This window comes from Halotolerantifilum yawarlongkerapense, assembly GCF_054506745.1.
This window is the reverse complement of record NZ_CP199719.1, coordinates 3,069,429-3,084,084: the sequence shown is the minus strand read 5'-3', so window position 1 is coordinate 3,084,084 and position 14,656 is coordinate 3,069,429. Positions and strand designations below refer to the sequence as shown.

Below are 14,656 nucleotides of genomic sequence, written 5' to 3'. Positions count from 1 at the left end.
ATCGGCCATAGGCCCCTGAGGCCTGCGGTTGGACAAGATCTGCATCACCTGCAGCGAAAATGGTCATCCGTCACCAAACCTGAAACGCATCTCCCTTCCTTGAATCCGAGCATAGACAAACCCAGGAGCGCGAGGAGCAGTGGCCATCTTCTTCTTGCCGGGCACGCATCGGGCGATTTCCGCCGGCCGGGCCTCTGCCCTCATGATGGGGGCTCATGCCTTCGTTTGAAATGGACCAGGAGCCCCCGAAAGGGGACTCCTGGTCGAAAGGATATGGATGCAGTTGTTTTCTGTTACAATCTGCCGAGCACGTCACAGAGGAAATGGTACACGCGCTCAGTGGAGGAAATGCTTAGTTTTTCATCGGGGGTGTGCACATCGAAAAGGTCCGGACCTAGGGAGACCATGTCGATATCCCCGAGTTTCTCCTTGAGAAAGCCGCACTCGAGACCGGCGTGGATCGCATCGACCTTTAGGTCTTCCTCGTAACGTTCGGCGTAGACTTCCTTCATCAGCTCGCGGATGGGTGAGACCGCTTGGAAGGACCACTCGGGATAGTTGGCGGTCAGGTGGTGTTCGGCACCCGCCCACTCGGCGATCAAGGCGATGCGCTCGGTGATTTCTTTTTTCAACGAGCGCACGGAGCTCCGGATGGCGTTGGTGAAGACCAGGGCACCCTCTTTCTGCTCGAGCACACCTAAATTATTTGAGCTTTCCACGAGCCCCTCTATGCCAGCGCTCATGGTCTGTACACCGGTGGGCGTCAGACGGAGGATACGCTCCACGGCCTCGGTGGACAAGGCCGTGAGCGCTTCTACAGGTGCATCCATCTCCATCAGAGCGACGCTTAGGCCGGGATCAGAAAGGGCGAACTCTTCTCTAAAAATTGTCTGGCATGCGGTTAGGATCGCGGCCAGCGTGTCCCCATCATTGGGATCGATGACCAAGATCATCTCCGCGTGGCTTGGGATGGCGTTCATCTTCTCGCCCCCCTTGAGCCCGCTCAGACCGAAATCCACGTGACCTTTGAGAGCCGAGAGGACGCGCCCCATGAGCTTGAGCGCGTTGGCCCGGTTCCGATCGATCTCAATACCCGAATGTCCTCCCTTTAGGCCATCGATGATGATCTTTCTTCCGACTTTTTCGTTGCAGATTTCCGTCTCATAACGGTAGGTCACAATATGGTTGACGCCCCCTGCGCAGGAAGCGAGGAGGGTCCCCTCTTCTTCCGAGTCGAGATTGATCAGAATCTCTCCCTCCACATGATTCGGATCGAGGGCGAGCACGCCGCCCATGCCGGTCTCCTCTTCCACGGTGAAAAGGGCCGTCAGGGGTGGGTGGGCGAGGTCTTTCGACGCCAGGATGGTCATGGCCATGGCCACGGCGATGCCGTTGTCGGCCCCCAGGGTCGTTCCTTTTGTTTTCACGAAGTCTCCCTCGACCACCAGAGGGATGGGCTCCTTGTCAAAGTCAAAGTCCAGTCCCTCACGTTTCACACAGACCATGTCGGTGTGCCCCTGCAGAATCACGCGGGGTCCCTCCTCGTGACCGGGGGTACCAGGTTTGTTGATGACCACATTGCCACTGTCCTCCCTGATCACATCGAGTCCATGGTCCTTCGCAAAGGCCACGAGGTAGTCGGCCACCTGACCCTCCTTACCCGATTCCCTGGGAATACGCGTGAGCGCTTCGAAATGTTGAAAGACACCTTGCGGCTGCAATCCGTCGAGTTTTTGATCCATGCTTTTCCTCCCTTTTAAAATAGCCCTCTTCCCATCGCTAGGTGAGAAGTAAATTGATACGAAAACGGATGGTCACGGAGCCATCTCCTTTTATTCTATCGGTTAAAGTCGGAATTGTATAGGCCGCTACCCCGTCCTTTCCAACTCAAAAACCGACAGAAGGCCGCCCTTCCTCGAGAGCGGCGCTTTCCTTAAAGATCTAGTCTTGCGAATTTTTTCTGATAGGGTCCGTAGACGAGGTAGCGTCCCGCCAGGTAGACGACGAGGAGCAGGGCACAGATGAGAAGAAGAATTCCCTCGGCCGACAAGCCGGGAACAGACAGGTAGACCAGGTAGCCCGTACCGCCGATTACCAGTCGCGATACGAGGGACAGCATGACGTTCAGATTGTTCTTGACGGCCGCCGTGGGACTCGACCAGTTGAGCGAAGGACGCTCAATGTTGATGATCAGGTCGATGGTAGCAAAGCATAGGACCGCAAGGATCGCCGTCAGCAGTGCGATGGCAATCTGCAGCGGTGACAGCGGTAGCACCCAGAAAGTGATGAGGGCGAGTACCGCCGTGGCCACTCCGTTGATCAGAATCGTCGACTGGATCCTTGCGCTGATGTTCTCCCGCGTGGTGATCGGCAGGACACGGGTCTCCCAGAAGGATTTACCCTCCCGGCTGATCACCGTGGCCGACAGACTGCCCATGAAGCTCGGTGACACAATGATCCCCGTGAAAATATATGGGGCAAAGGGAGTAAACATCGGGCCCCTGAGCATGTCAAGGTCCATCACACCCATGAGCGCATAGATCCCAAAGAGCAGCAGCGGAACGAAGAGGGTCATGACGGTGTTCAGCGTGAAGGTTGGGTTGTGGAAGATGATCCCGATGTGCCTGCGGATCAAGAGGCTTTTCTTGGAGCGGCTCCGATATGCAAGTGCTTTTTGCTTGCCCCTCGCGGTATTTTGCTGGTTGTACTTGAGCAGCGCCTTACGGTAAAGCCCCTTGGCGAGGCCTTTCAAAAGCAGGAGGAAGCCTAAGTTGAGAAGGAGAAAGTAGAGGGTGTCTGGCAAAGAGCCCCGGACCATCCGTGTCACCCAGACGCTGGGCGGAAATCCCCTGCCCAGCAGATAGAGCAGACCATCTTCCGATGCGAGGATCTGTTGTACGGCCTCGGGGTTCATCTGGACCCGTGTGAAAAGCAGTTGCAGGCTGATGATGATGGCCAGCAGAATAACATTGCCTGCTAAAATCATCAGGTTACGGTTGCTTCGACCGCCGATCCAGGTCATGAAGGGCATGATCAGGAGCGTCGCAATCACCATGGGCAAAATGGGTAGGGCCAGGGTTGCCACGATGCCCATGAGAAGACCGATGGCTTTGATGCCGTCGGCCAGGGCGTAGAACCCCACGCCCGTTCCCAAAAGCAAAGCAGAGATGGCAAAGAGATAGGCGTAGATCGTGGACAGCTTGGCAAAGACGATGGTATCTTCCTTGATTGGCAGCGTGGCCAGAAGGCTCAAATCCTTGGCATAGAAGAAGACCGAGAGCACCAGCGGTAGGGCCATCAGAAAGGCCAGGGTGGTCACGCCCACATAAAGATAGGTGATCAATAGTTCGGGATACCCCGAGAGCACAAAGGCCCCGTGGAGCTGTCGAATCATCAAGAAGGCTGGCATGAGGATCAAGATCGGCAGCAGTGCGATCAAACGTCCCAGTACCTTGTTGTGGATGTTGAGCTGCTGCGTGTACTTGCTGAAAAAATCCTTGAGCTGGATACGCGTCAGCGAAAGCAGTTTACGCATCCTTTGTCATCTCCAGGAAAATCTCTTCTAGCGTTGCCGTGCGCTGCTGTTTGATCTGATCAAGCGTATCGCAGGCGATGAGTTTGCCCTTGTGGATGATGGCCACACGGTGGCACAGGTTCTCCACCACTTCGAGAACGTGGGAGGAGAAAAGGACCGTGCCGCCGCGCGCGCAGTGTTCGCGCATGAGATCCTTCAGGATCTTGTTGGCATGGGGATCGAGGCCCACGTGGGGTTCATCCAGGATGAAGACCTCCGGATCGGGAAGCAGGGCACCACAGATCATCAGCTTCTGCCGCATGCCGTGGGAGTAGCTGTTGATCGGGTCGGCCAGTGCGTCGTCGATTTGGAAGAGAGATGTGTAGCGTTCGACTCGCTCCTTCCGATCTCCGACGGATACCTCGTGCATATCGGCGATAAAGTTCAAATAATCGATGCCCTTTACCGCGTCGTAGATCTCGGAGTGATCGGGCACAAAGGTGAACTGTCGCTTGGCTTCGATGGCCTCCCTTTCGATGTCGTGTCCGTTTACGGTGATGACACCTTCCGTTGGTGCGATGATCCCCGTGATCATCCGTAGCGTGGTGGTCTTCCCAGCCCCGTTGGGCCCGATGAAACCAAAGATTTCTCCTTTTTTGATCTCAAGATTGAGATGATCCACTGCAGTCTTGGTTCCTCCGAAGACTTTGGTGACATTTTTCAGCTGTAACATCCTATGGTCCCCCTCATGATTCTTCCTGTGCTTTGATCCAGGTGGCGATATCCTCGATCACCTGCTGGCTAACCCGCCCGGCCACGCCGTACTCATCAGGGGTTGGTGTACCCTCTCCGGCGATGAACAGGTGGTTCAGTTTTTCGTAAAATTTGTACGTGGCCTCGCTCTCCAGCCCCTCCTGCCATTTCTCGAACTCAGCCGGGGGCACCTGGTAATCGCGTCCGCCCTGTAAGACTAGGATCGGCTTATCGAGCCCCCGAGCTAGTGCGACGGGATCGTAGCGGCGGAGATCCATCCAGTAACGCGCCGATACGCCAAGTAGTTCCTCGGGTGGCGTCTCGAGCGTCAGGTCATCGGCACCGATGCGCTTGACAGCCTCTCGGATCTGTTTCAACTGCTCGGCCTGTTGGGCCTCGGTAGCCGCGTCGGACCTTGCATCATCGAGAGCAAAGAGGTAGGTGTACTGGTCGATCATGAGCTCCTGGAGCGGTGTGACGTTGCCACCCATGATGACGATCCCGGCGATCTCTTCTTGGTCCTCGGCGATCCTGGGAGCCTGGTTGCCTCCTAGCGAGTGACCGATCACGTAGATGTTGTTGGGGTCGATTTTTTCCTGATTACTCAAGAAATCCACGGCGTACCGGGCGTCGTCGATGACCTCCCCGTAGATGGTCAGTGCGTCGAGGACCTCTGGGTTTAGATATGCGGTAGCATGTGCAAAGGTGCGCTTGTCGTACCGCAGTACAGCGATCCCTTCGTCCACGAGACCCTCGGCGATATCGCGGAAGGGTTTGTTGGGACCGATGGTCTCATCGCGGTCCGACGGTCCTGAGCCTTGGACGAGCACAGCGGCTGGGAAGAGGCCTTCCCCGTCGGGAATAAGGAGCGTCCCTTCCACGGGATAGTCTTCCGACCCGAAGGTCACCGTAGTAGGGTCTTGTTCCCCCGGTTGACCCAGGGTATCGATGGAGCTGATCTCCCGATAGTTGAAACCACCTATTTCTCCCCTATCGTTAAAGACCACATTGTAGGACAGGTCCTGCTGCTGGTGGCGGACGCCAATGGAGACCACAAAGAATCCTTGTGCGGTTGACGTGTCACGGCCGCCCACCTCCGTCACTTCACCGTATTGGTCGGTCATTTGTGCGGCGATTTGCTCCATCGCCTCGGGTGAGAAAGCCCCTTTCATCGCGGCATCGAAGGGATGGTCACCGTAGGCCGCTGTGTAATCACCGGCTACAAAATCGGCGACGAAGGCTTCTGCTGTATGGATAGCTTCTCCTTCATCCAGACCCACTTCTTCCCCAGTGTCGGGCTCCTCTCGACTACAGGCGCTAAGAACGAGCACCAACGAAAAAAGTAGGATGGGCACCAACCACCGGAACCTATTGTCCATGGTATTCTTCATACGATCACTCCTCGGGGGACGAACCAGGGATTCGTCCGCTTATTCAGGTTATGCTCAGTATACAGCCGCGAGTACGCAATTGAGCTAAAGAGAAGCTTAAGATTTTGTGAAACCTATGCGTTAGAAAGCACTGGTACCCACTTTTCGCAACTAGCGGGTCCAGCGCATCCCTGTCATGACGCCTGTCCGGTGTAGGTACCGAGGAACAGGATGGTATCCGTCTCCTCTTCAACGATCATGAAGAGGAAGGGGCGGTCGAAGACAATCTGTTGGGGTTCGGCAGGGGCCGCCGATTCTGCCATCTCGACCACCGTGGCCGCGGCGGCTTCGCTCCCCTCTTCATTGACCTCGATGACCGCCTGGTGCAGCACATCGCTGATCATGAGCTGGTCCCTGATCCCAGAAAAGTCAGCTCCTTCGCTAAAGGGTAACCGCATGCCCATCTCGATCAGGTGGGGTTTAATGGACGTGGTCCCGTAGCGGATTTCGAAACGCGGCAGATGCAGATCCAGCGTACCCTTACGGTCGACTGTCTCGCGCCAAGACCGGTAGGTCGCTTCATCGAGACCTTCGACCAGTTCGTCCAGCGTGTTGTCTTCCCCGAGCATCACGACGTACATGGCCATGGTACCCACGCCGTAGGGGATGCGAACAGCCGAGAGGTCTTCCTCCTTTGCAAAAGCGTAGGCGCCGGTCGCCCGCATCATGTCCACCTGGTTCGTCGAGCCATCGGCTCGGTGGAAGTCCGTCGGGTAGGTTTGGTTTTCGTCAAAGGGATCCGTCCACTCCCCATTGAAGTAGACGGCGTTGATCAGGTACATCACAACCCGGTCCCCGATGGGCCCGTCGATCATCTTCTCGATCTTTCCCTCGGTGGACTCGCTGATCCACCCGTTGATGGTGTTCGCAGACCCGGGATCGGAAAAGTCGATGGCTGCGACCTCGGCATCGAATACCGATTCGGTCGTCTCCAGAAAGTCCGGGTTGATGACCTCGCCCTCCCGGTACCAGATGCTGTTCGATAGGGAGAGCGCCACCTCCTCATCGGCCCACTCCAGATGGGGGAGCAGGTGGGTGTAGCTTTCTTTCACGGCATCCCGTGCAAGGTCCTTGTAGCGAAGGCCTCTTTCCATCTCGGCAAGAGTCTGCCCTGCTGCCCCATTATAGGTCATGGTCAGGGCCGTGGAGATGCTGAGGGGCGAGAGGACCAGGCTCTCGTCCTCCGCCTCTCCATAGGTCAGCCTCATCAGATCGAAGGCGAACTGCCGGTTCGCTTTTGTGATGGCGGGATCGACCGATGCCTCGTTAACCCACTCGGGCCTTTTTTCTAGCCCACTAGGTGCTTTTTCACAAGCGACTATAGGGACCGCCAAGATCAGTAGCATCAGCCCGATGATAATGATTCTTTTTGCATACAAGGAAAGCGCCTCCTTCTTATGTAGCGCATTGGTCTGCCAGACAGATCTCCTGAGTCGATCGAGGACAAGGGGACACGTGGCAAACCACTCATCGCATCATCACGTCGATCGGCGGTAGGTCCGTGATCTCGTGGGTCGCAGAGGCCAGTTTGACCTTCTCGTCGGATCGCTCTATGGCATCTAAAATCTGCAGGAAGAGCTCGTTCTTGATCAATCGCCTGCGCTGGTAATCGACAACGTAACGGAGGGTGAATTCCACCCAGTTATCCGTGGCGACCAAGGTCACCATGATACCGGTGCTCGCGTTCTCGATCATGTACTTGCGGACCATCTGGTCCCAGTGCTTTTGGGCTTCTTTTGAAAAATCACCGATGACCCCTCCAGCCGTTGAGGTGATGATCTCCTTGGCCAGACGGTAGTCGCTTCCGTACTTCACGGGAATCTTGATCTCATCCCACAAGAAGGGAAAGTCGGCGGAGTAGTTGAAGACCGGCTCTTTGAAGACGAAGCTATTGGCGATCCGGACGATCCTGCCGTTGTAGAGGTCGCCATCGACCCATTCGCCGAGCTCCATCACCGTGGTCCTTAGCACCCCTAAGTCGATCACGTCCCCGCGGATTCCGCCCACCATGACGCGATCCCCTGCCTTGTAGAAACCGCCTACCAAAATGGCCATCCACCCGGCGACGCTTGTGATCACTTCCTGCAGGGCGAAGGCGATGCCGGCGCTGGCTACGCCCAGGGCCACGGTGATTCCGCCGAGCCGATCGCTGTAAACGGTTCCGAGGAGCAGAAGCACCAACAGGTATCCGAAGATATTGACACCCTTCTTGGTCTTGTACCAGTTCTCCGCCCGCACGTACCGCCCCAAACTCCTCTTGAGCAGGGTGATGAAAACTAGGATCAAAAGACCGCCGAGCAGGATGGCGATCAGATTGATCATGGTGGGATTATTCTGTATGCTTTCGATCCATTGGCCCATGGTATCCTCCCTAAATGCTGCTGTGTTTCGTGTGCTTATCCTACTGTATACCCAGGAGATTATCTAGAAACCCCGGGTCTGGCCTTTCCACGGAGGCGATGCCTCCTCTCTGTACTCCTCGATCCCCGGTCCCCCCAGGCGGCGAAGACGCCAAATGCCATAAAGGTAGCTTGCCACGAGGACACCGACATTGGCCGGAAGTCCCAGGAGCGTGTTCGCCCAAAGAAGGCGCCAGACATCGCCGGCCAGGTAAAGGGTGATCAGAAGCAGGATACGGAAGGCGAAAAATGCAGCCCAGAATAAGGTCACCTCGCGGTAGGCCGGTTTGACATCGGGGCGCCAGAACCATTCGAGCTCCCACCCCCGCGAGAGATGGCTGACCCAGGCGGCGAGGGGTTTTCCCATGATCAGTGTCACGAGTGTCAAAACCAGCAGGGCGGAGCTACTGACGATCTTTGGCAGGAAAAAGTTCGTTGCATTGCCGGCGAGATAGGCGAAGCCCCCGGCGATCAGCACGCCCGCGAGGCCTCCGAGCGCGTACTGCCATTTTTGTTTCTTGGCAGCTCTGAAAAGTCCGAGGACAAGCGCAGTAGCAGCGGCCACGAAGACGGCCATAGATAGGTTCGTCTGCGACTGGGCAAAGACAAAAACGACGGGAGGAATCAAGGCATCTAGGGTGTTCCCGGAAAGTACGCCGCGGAGTTCCTCCCAAATTTCACTTGTAAGTTTGCTCATATTCACCACACCTTCTCTCAGGAATTGATTTGATGATTTAGCGCCCGCACACTCGTGACTTCAGTCATGGGTAGTTCGATTGTTCCATCTATACCCTCTCTTAGCGAGACTGAGTCAAAAAATCCCCTTGTTTCATATATTCGGCTGGCCCGTGCTGATGGAAAATGGGTGGAGGATCAAAAAGGGCGTGCACAAGATCAGTGAAAGCACCTTGTACAAGGCCATGAGTTTGGCTGGTAGATTACCGATGATAGCGGCGGTGTGTCTTAGCTTCTGGCTGATGACTCTGATCCCGAAGTCGATAGGTCTACCACGATATGTACGAGACAGTTTGCTTTCTCGTGGTGGGGTGGAACACCTATGTTCAGGCGCTTTCATTCACAGCGTATCCTATGCTGCTAACACGATCTATGTCATCACGAGTCAACCGCGAGAAATAAATCACAGGGTCCACTTCCCCGGTGGGTCTTTCGAGGCCTTGCTCTCCAACCGGCTAAAAGATGGATAGGACCAAAAGCCTACTGCTAACGCCTTTTCGAAATGAGACTGATTTACATCATGCTGCAATCACTTGCCATGCATTGTTGTGCATCGCACCCGGGTGTATAATGAGAGCGAACATTCACTGAATATTCAGAAATAAGGAGGGTGTCTATGAAACTGCATCTACGTCGCTTGCTTGTGCTCACTTTGGTCTTTCTGCTCACGGTTGGTTCCTTCACCGCTTCCTTTGCCTGTACCTCGGTCTTCGCAGGAAAGGATGCCACAACGAACGGTGCCACGCTCATCGCGCGTAATGAAGATTACGCCAGTGCCTGGCCAAAGCATTTCAAAGTTTTCGAGGGGGAAAGTTTTGAACCGGGTAGCAGGCAGACTTTCTACAACGGGCTATCTGTTCCTTACCCTACTGAAACCTTCAAGTACATGGCCCTGCCCGACTGGGATCCTTCCTACGGACCCTTTGAAGAGGCCGGCATCAATGAAATGGGTGTTGCCGTCTCCGCTACCAACACCCACAGGATTCGAGAAGATGTTCTTGCTGTCGATCCACTCCTCGATGAGGGCATCGGCGAAACGCACATCCCATCCCTGATCCTACCTCGCGCAGAAAGCGCGCGTCAGGCTACAGAGCTCTTCGGGATGCTGGTGTCCTACTATGGCGCGATGGAGGGTTACGGTTTTGCCATCGCCGATGAAGAGGAAGTATGGTACATCGAGGTGGGGTCTGGTCATCACTGGGCTGCTGTCCGAATCCCAGACGATGAATACCTGATCGTGGCCAACCAGTTCCGGCTCTCGTCCGTCGATTTTGACGATACTCAAAACGTGATGACCTCGACAGGCTTAGAAGACTTCGTGTACTCGAACGGCTTTCTAGCCGATGGCGAGACCTTCGATTTTGCCAAGGCCTTCGGGCAGCTAGGTAGCACCAGCAACTCGCGACGCGAGTGGTGGGGACAACGCACCTTCACGCCATCTCTAGAACAAAGCGCTGAGCTCGAACGCTATCCGACTTTCTTGACGCCTGACGAGAAGATCAACCCCAAGGAGGTCATGAACCTACTGCGTTCCGACTATATCGATACGGAATACTGTACAGATACCGAATCGGGCAAGGGGGAACGACCGATCGGCATCGATCGGACAGTCGAGTCCCATGTGATCCAGATCCGCGGGGACATGCCCGTGGAGATCGGCGGACTGATGTGGCTCAGCATGGCCAATCCCGAGCATGGGGTATACCTCCCCTTCTACGCTGGCATCACCGAGACCCTAGATGCCTATCACATGGGCACAGATCAGTTTGATGACGAGTCCGCCTACTGGGCCTTCCGCGGAACGGCAGCACTGGCCGCTACGGATGAAGTTATGTACGGCGCCGGTGTGAAAGCCTTCTGGAACGACTATGAGCATGCACTTCTCGGTCGTGTCGAGGCCATCGATGAAGCGGCCCTGGCACTCTACGCACAAAGTCCCGAGGATGCGATCTCCTTCCTGACGGCCATCAGCAACATGACGGCCAAAGAAGCGATCGAAAGAGCCAAGACCATGCGCGAAGAGATCATCACCCACATGGCCGCCCATGAAGAAGATCCTTATCAGCCCGAATAAACGCCAGCACACTAAAAACCCCCGGTCCGGTCATCTAAATGATGACCGGACCGGGGGTTTTCTCTTGTCAGTTTTTATGAAAAGGCAAGATCTTGCTCATGGATTTTTCACCATTGATCATGGCGAGGAAACTCGACACGAGATTTGCATCGAACTGTGTCCCCGCGTGCTTTTCTAATTCCGCCTGCGCCTCCGCCCTGGACATGGCGGCGCGGTATGGCCTGTGGCTGATCATAGCATCGTAAGCGTCGACGATCATGAGGATCCGCGACATATAGGGAATCTCACTAGCCGCGAGACCGTCGGGGTAGCCCTTCCCATCCACCCGTTCGTGGTGGAAACGAACGATTTTTGCAAGCGGCGTTAGGTTGGGTGTTTTCTGCAGGGCATTCGCACCGTGCGCGGGGTGCTTTTTGACGATGGCGAATTCCTCTTCGCTCAGCCGCGTTGATTTGTTGAGAATCTCCGAGGGGATCAGCGTCTTCCCGATGTCGTGAACGAGTCCGGCATAGTGGAGCTGCATGACTTGCTCCCGTGACAGACCCAGGTAATCGCCGAATCGCACGGCCAGTTTCGCCACATCTTGGCTGTGGACGTTCGTATAGCCATCGTGGATGGACAGCATCTCGATCATCGTCATGATCAGGCCCTCGGTCATCTGTTTCGACAGTTCGCCCAGTTCTCTTTCTCTCTTTTGTATGGTCTCTTGGAACCGTCCCTTTTCTGAGGTGAAGTACTGGATATTCTCCAGCCACATCTTCACCTGATAAGTGGCAACCTCTTGGTTCTTGTAGCCTTCCGGAGGTAGATAGAAGGGATTCTCGTGGATCGTGTGCTTGTACAGGATAAAGGGATGGAGTTGGATGATGTTGATGATCATCTCATCGGAGAATTCTCTCATGTTGTAGCGGCAGAGCGCCGAGGCGGGATAAGCGTCGAAAAGTCGCTCGTTGAGCTTCCACTCGTACTCGATGATCAAATCTTTCCCATCCCGATAGTCGAGGACCCAACTGATTTCTCCCGTCACGGCGATGCCCTCGTACCCTTCGGCCACGGCTTCATCGCACTTGGCTTTCAACAGATCGATCATGCGGTCGGGCAAGAACGTTCCGTCCTTGGCATAGGCGTCGCTGTTCGACAGGACCACCAGATCACCGCTACTACTTCCCGTAGGGCGCAAACGATGGACGCGCTCGAGTACGCGCTCGGCCGAGTGAGCTCCCTTGACGTAGATGCACCGTTCGTTCCGGTCGAGAGCCCCTAGTATATAGGAGACGACATACTCGATAATCTCCTCTTCCTCTTCGTAAAGGGCCACGATGTGGTCGCCCATTTGAATCTGCCCCGATTGTTCCAGGATCGATCTGTTCTTTTGACTGTACGTCAAACCGCTCATGTTCTCACCATCCTTAAAACCTTCTCACTATTGTATCATCCGTGTGCGTATACATCCATGTTCGGTCTCAAGGGACTGGGAAAGGAAACCGAAAGAGAAGCCAACAAAACCCTTTACGACCATCGACTCCTCTAGGGGACCGCTTCGGTCCCTTCGCGTCTAGAGAAAACCGAGCAACAGGGGGGCCAGGAAAACGGTGATGAGACCGGCGAGTCCGATGGACAGGCCGCTCATGGCGCCTTGGGTTTCTCCGAGCTCCATGGCACGGGTTGTCCCGAGGGCATGAGAGGCCGTCCCCATGGAGAGACCCACGGCCACGGGATCTGTGATACCGAAGAGCCGACAGAAGGCCGGTCCGGCCACGGCCCCGAAGATCCCCGTGAGCACGATCATGGCCACAGTGATCGAGGGGACGCCACCGAGCTGTGCAGAGAGTTCAATCCCGATGGGTGTGGTCACTGACTTGGGCACCATAGAAACCCCGACGGCTTCCTCCAGCCCAAAGGCTCTGGCCAGTAAGTAGACGCTGGTGATCGCGGTGATACACCCCGCCACGACACTCCCTAGGATCGGCACAAGATTACGCTTCAACAGCTTCCTCTGGTGATACAGCGGAACCGCCAAGATCACCGTGGCCGGTCCCAAGAAGAAGGTCAGATACTGTCCGCCTGCGTTGTACTGTTCAAAATCGATATCGAAGACTACCAGTACCGCCAGGACCACGAGAATGGCAATCAGTAGCGGGTTGAAAAAGGTGATCTTGGTCCTACGGTAGATCCACAGGCCCAGCTCGAAGGCCAGAATTGACAGGATGATGCCCCAAAGGGGGGAGGCAAGCAGGCCACTCATCGACTGACCCTCCGCATCAAGTACTGCGCCGTCAGACCGGTGACCACCATGACCAGCACCGTCGAGATCACCGTGATGGTGACCATGGCGAACCACTCGGTTCTTATGATTTCCATGTTGTTGATGATCCCAGCACCTGCCGGGATGAAGAAGAAGGCCAGGTGCTTGAGCATAAAGTTGGCCACGCGATCGACCATCTCGATCTTGAAGAGTCCCGAGAGCAGGCCAACGAGAAGGAACATCATTCCGAGCACATTCCCCGGGATGGGTAGGTGCAAAAGGGAACTCAAGGTATTTCCTGAGAAAAGCAAAAGTAGGATGAATCCGAATTGTCTAAGAATCTGCAAATGACCACCTCTTGATCCTGTTCGGTTGTTTCTGATAGAAGCTGATTAACCTATAGTTTACCATAGGTTGGAGGTCCTTTGTTATTTGTCTGACGAGATGGCCGGTGTTTCACCTGAAATGCATTTTCGATAAAAAAAATCGGATGAACCAACACCTTTGGCCATCCGATCGATTATCATTGTAATGAACTATGCTTCTTCCAGACTGAGCTGCCAGCTAATGCCGAACTGATCGACCACAGAACCGAAGCACTGGCTCCAGAAAGTCTCCTGGAGTTCCATCTCCACCCTTCCGTTCACCCGTAGTCGTTCGTATAGCCTTTTGATCTCGTCTTCGTCCTTGGTCATGACAGTCAGGCTAAAGTTATTACCGACTGTAAGGGGCATGCCCGGCCATGTATCGGAAAACATGACGGTATCCCCGAAGATCTCAAGACTCGTGTGCATCACGCGGTCTGCCAGCTCCTCTGGAATCGGGTATTCCGGATCCGGTGGCATCTCAGCGAAGGTCATGATCTGGGGTTCCTCGGTCCTAAAAACATCCTGATAAAAACGCACGACCTGACGACAATTGCCATCGAAATTCAAATACACTTGTAGTGCCATCTTTCACAACTCCTTTCCTTCGTTATCTATAGATACCCAGCAGCCGCTAGGTTGACACCCACGCCTATGCTTTCGAGATCATTTCCTCCCATTCTTTCTCCTTGAAGGCGACCAAAACCCGCCCTTCGCCCACCAAGATGGGTCGTTTCACCAGCATCCCGTCCGTGGCGAGTAGCTTCAGCTGGTCTTCTTCTGTCATATCGGCAAGCTTGTCCTTCAGACCCATCTCGCGGTAGATTCCCCCGCTTGTGTTGAAAAACCGCTTGAGCGGCAGACCGCTCCTCCCATGCCACTGTTTCAGCTCTTCATAAGTCGGATTGTCCTCTTTGATCTTGCGCTCCGAGTAGACGATGCCCGTGGCATCGAGCCATTTTCTCGCTTTCTTGCAGGTGCTGCAGTTTTCATAGCATACGAACGTAAACATCTCGCACTCCCTTTCTCATTCATCCTAGGGTTCGATTTCATGATACCCACGGACCTAGTATTGTACACTTTCTTCAAGAATGGTTATTGTCTTCCTTCCTCTGGGTATCTAGTGGGTAGAATCCCATGT

Annotated in this window: 13 protein-coding genes; 1 reads left to right on the top strand and 12 read right to left on the bottom strand. The window is 55.0% G+C overall.

Annotated features, from left to right (window positions below; genetic code table 11):
- Window positions 1-293 precede the first annotated feature (293 nt).
- The 7 genes from ACULM0_RS15010 to ACULM0_RS14980 form a co-directional block, all read right to left on the bottom strand.
- Entirely contained in the window at window positions 294-1,742 is a 1,449-nt protein-coding gene (locus tag ACULM0_RS15010; RefSeq protein ID WP_463678346.1) for an aminoacyl-histidine dipeptidase, read from the bottom strand.
- 191 nt (window positions 1,743-1,933) lie between these two features.
- Window positions 1,934-3,535, bottom strand: coding sequence for a putative ABC transporter permease subunit (locus tag ACULM0_RS15005; RefSeq protein ID WP_463678345.1), 1,602 nt, complete (start codon window positions 3,533-3,535; stop codon window positions 1,934-1,936).
- Window positions 3,528-4,247, bottom strand: coding sequence for an ABC transporter ATP-binding protein (locus ACULM0_RS15000; protein WP_463678344.1), 720 nt, complete (start codon window positions 4,245-4,247; stop codon window positions 3,528-3,530). Before ACULM0_RS15000 ends, ACULM0_RS15005 begins: the two co-directional genes overlap by 8 nt.
- A 13-nt stretch (window positions 4,248-4,260) precedes the next feature.
- Window positions 4,261-5,658 carry an alpha/beta hydrolase gene (locus ACULM0_RS14995; RefSeq protein WP_463678343.1) on the bottom strand — a complete coding sequence of 466 codons (1,398 nt, stop codon included), beginning with the start codon at window positions 5,656-5,658 and terminating at the stop codon, window positions 4,261-4,263.
- Window positions 5,659-5,831: 173 nt separating this feature from the next.
- Complete coding sequence (locus ACULM0_RS14990; protein ID WP_463678342.1) at window positions 5,832-7,076, bottom strand: serpin family protein; 1,245 nt, start codon at window positions 7,074-7,076, stop codon at window positions 5,832-5,834.
- Between the two features lie 88 nt (window positions 7,077-7,164).
- Window positions 7,165-8,058 (bottom strand): mechanosensitive ion channel domain-containing protein, encoded by an 894-nt coding sequence (locus tag ACULM0_RS14985; protein ID WP_463678341.1) that lies wholly within the window; start codon window positions 8,056-8,058, stop codon window positions 7,165-7,167.
- A 63-nt stretch (window positions 8,059-8,121) separates the two neighbouring features.
- Window positions 8,122-8,793 (bottom strand): DUF3159 domain-containing protein, encoded by a 672-nt coding sequence (locus ACULM0_RS14980; RefSeq protein WP_463678340.1) that lies wholly within the window; start codon window positions 8,791-8,793, stop codon window positions 8,122-8,124.
- A gap of 654 nt (window positions 8,794-9,447) precedes the next feature.
- Here ACULM0_RS14980 and ACULM0_RS14975 point away from each other — a divergent pair.
- Entirely contained in the window at window positions 9,448-10,905 is a 1,458-nt protein-coding gene (locus ACULM0_RS14975) for a C69 family dipeptidase (protein ID WP_463678339.1), read from the top strand.
- Window positions 10,906-10,972: 67 nt separating this feature from the next.
- On the opposite strand, the gene ACULM0_RS14970 is transcribed toward ACULM0_RS14975, so the two are convergent.
- From ACULM0_RS14970 to ACULM0_RS14950, 5 genes are all read right to left on the bottom strand, one after another.
- A complete protein-coding gene (locus ACULM0_RS14970) occupies window positions 10,973-12,301 on the bottom strand; it encodes an HD domain-containing phosphohydrolase (protein ID WP_463678338.1) in 1,329 nt (442 codons plus the stop codon).
- Window positions 12,302-12,460: 159 nt separating this feature from the next.
- Window positions 12,461-13,150, bottom strand: a complete 690-nt coding sequence (locus tag ACULM0_RS14965) for an LrgB family protein (RefSeq protein ID WP_463678337.1) — start codon at window positions 13,148-13,150, stop codon at window positions 12,461-12,463.
- A complete protein-coding gene (locus tag ACULM0_RS14960) occupies window positions 13,147-13,497 on the bottom strand; it encodes a CidA/LrgA family protein (protein ID WP_463678336.1) in 351 nt (116 codons plus the stop codon). The genes ACULM0_RS14965 and ACULM0_RS14960 overlap by 4 nt, the downstream gene beginning before the upstream one ends.
- A gap of 189 nt (window positions 13,498-13,686) precedes the next feature.
- Window positions 13,687-14,103 carry a VOC family protein gene (locus tag ACULM0_RS14955; protein ID WP_463678335.1) on the bottom strand — a complete coding sequence of 139 codons (417 nt, stop codon included), beginning with the start codon at window positions 14,101-14,103 and terminating at the stop codon, window positions 13,687-13,689.
- A gap of 64 nt (window positions 14,104-14,167) precedes the next feature.
- The gene (locus ACULM0_RS14950; protein WP_463678334.1) at window positions 14,168-14,527 is read right to left on the bottom strand and encodes an arsenate reductase family protein; all 360 of its coding nucleotides are present in this window, start codon (window positions 14,525-14,527) and stop codon (window positions 14,168-14,170) included.
- Window positions 14,528-14,656 lie beyond the last annotated feature (129 nt).

Coding starts and splice junctions, on each gene's coding strand:
- ACULM0_RS15010 (WP_463678346.1), bottom strand. CDS start 1,742: ATGGATCAAAAACTCGACGGATTGCAGCCGCAAGGTGTCTTTCAACAT.
- ACULM0_RS15005 (WP_463678345.1), bottom strand. CDS start 3,535: ATGCGTAAACTGCTTTCGCTGACGCGTATCCAGCTCAAGGATTTTTTC.
- ACULM0_RS15000 (WP_463678344.1), bottom strand. CDS start 4,247: ATGTTACAGCTGAAAAATGTCACCAAAGTCTTCGGAGGAACCAAGACT.
- ACULM0_RS14995 (WP_463678343.1), bottom strand. CDS start 5,658: ATGAAGAATACCATGGACAATAGGTTCCGGTGGTTGGTGCCCATCCTA.
- ACULM0_RS14985 (WP_463678341.1), bottom strand. CDS start 8,058: ATGGGCCAATGGATCGAAAGCATACAGAATAATCCCACCATGATCAAT.
- ACULM0_RS14980 (WP_463678340.1), bottom strand. CDS start 8,793: ATGAGCAAACTTACAAGTGAAATTTGGGAGGAACTCCGCGGCGTACTT.
- ACULM0_RS14975 (WP_463678339.1), top strand. CDS start 9,448: ATGAAACTGCATCTACGTCGCTTGCTTGTGCTCACTTTGGTCTTTCTG.
- ACULM0_RS14970 (WP_463678338.1), bottom strand. CDS start 12,301: ATGAGCGGTTTGACGTACAGTCAAAAGAACAGATCGATCCTGGAACAA.
- ACULM0_RS14965 (WP_463678337.1), bottom strand. CDS start 13,150: ATGAGTGGCCTGCTTGCCTCCCCCCTTTGGGGCATCATCCTGTCAATT.
- ACULM0_RS14955 (WP_463678335.1), bottom strand. CDS start 14,103: ATGGCACTACAAGTGTATTTGAATTTCGATGGCAATTGTCGTCAGGTC.
- ACULM0_RS14950 (WP_463678334.1), bottom strand. CDS start 14,527: ATGTTTACGTTCGTATGCTATGAAAACTGCAGCACCTGCAAGAAAGCG.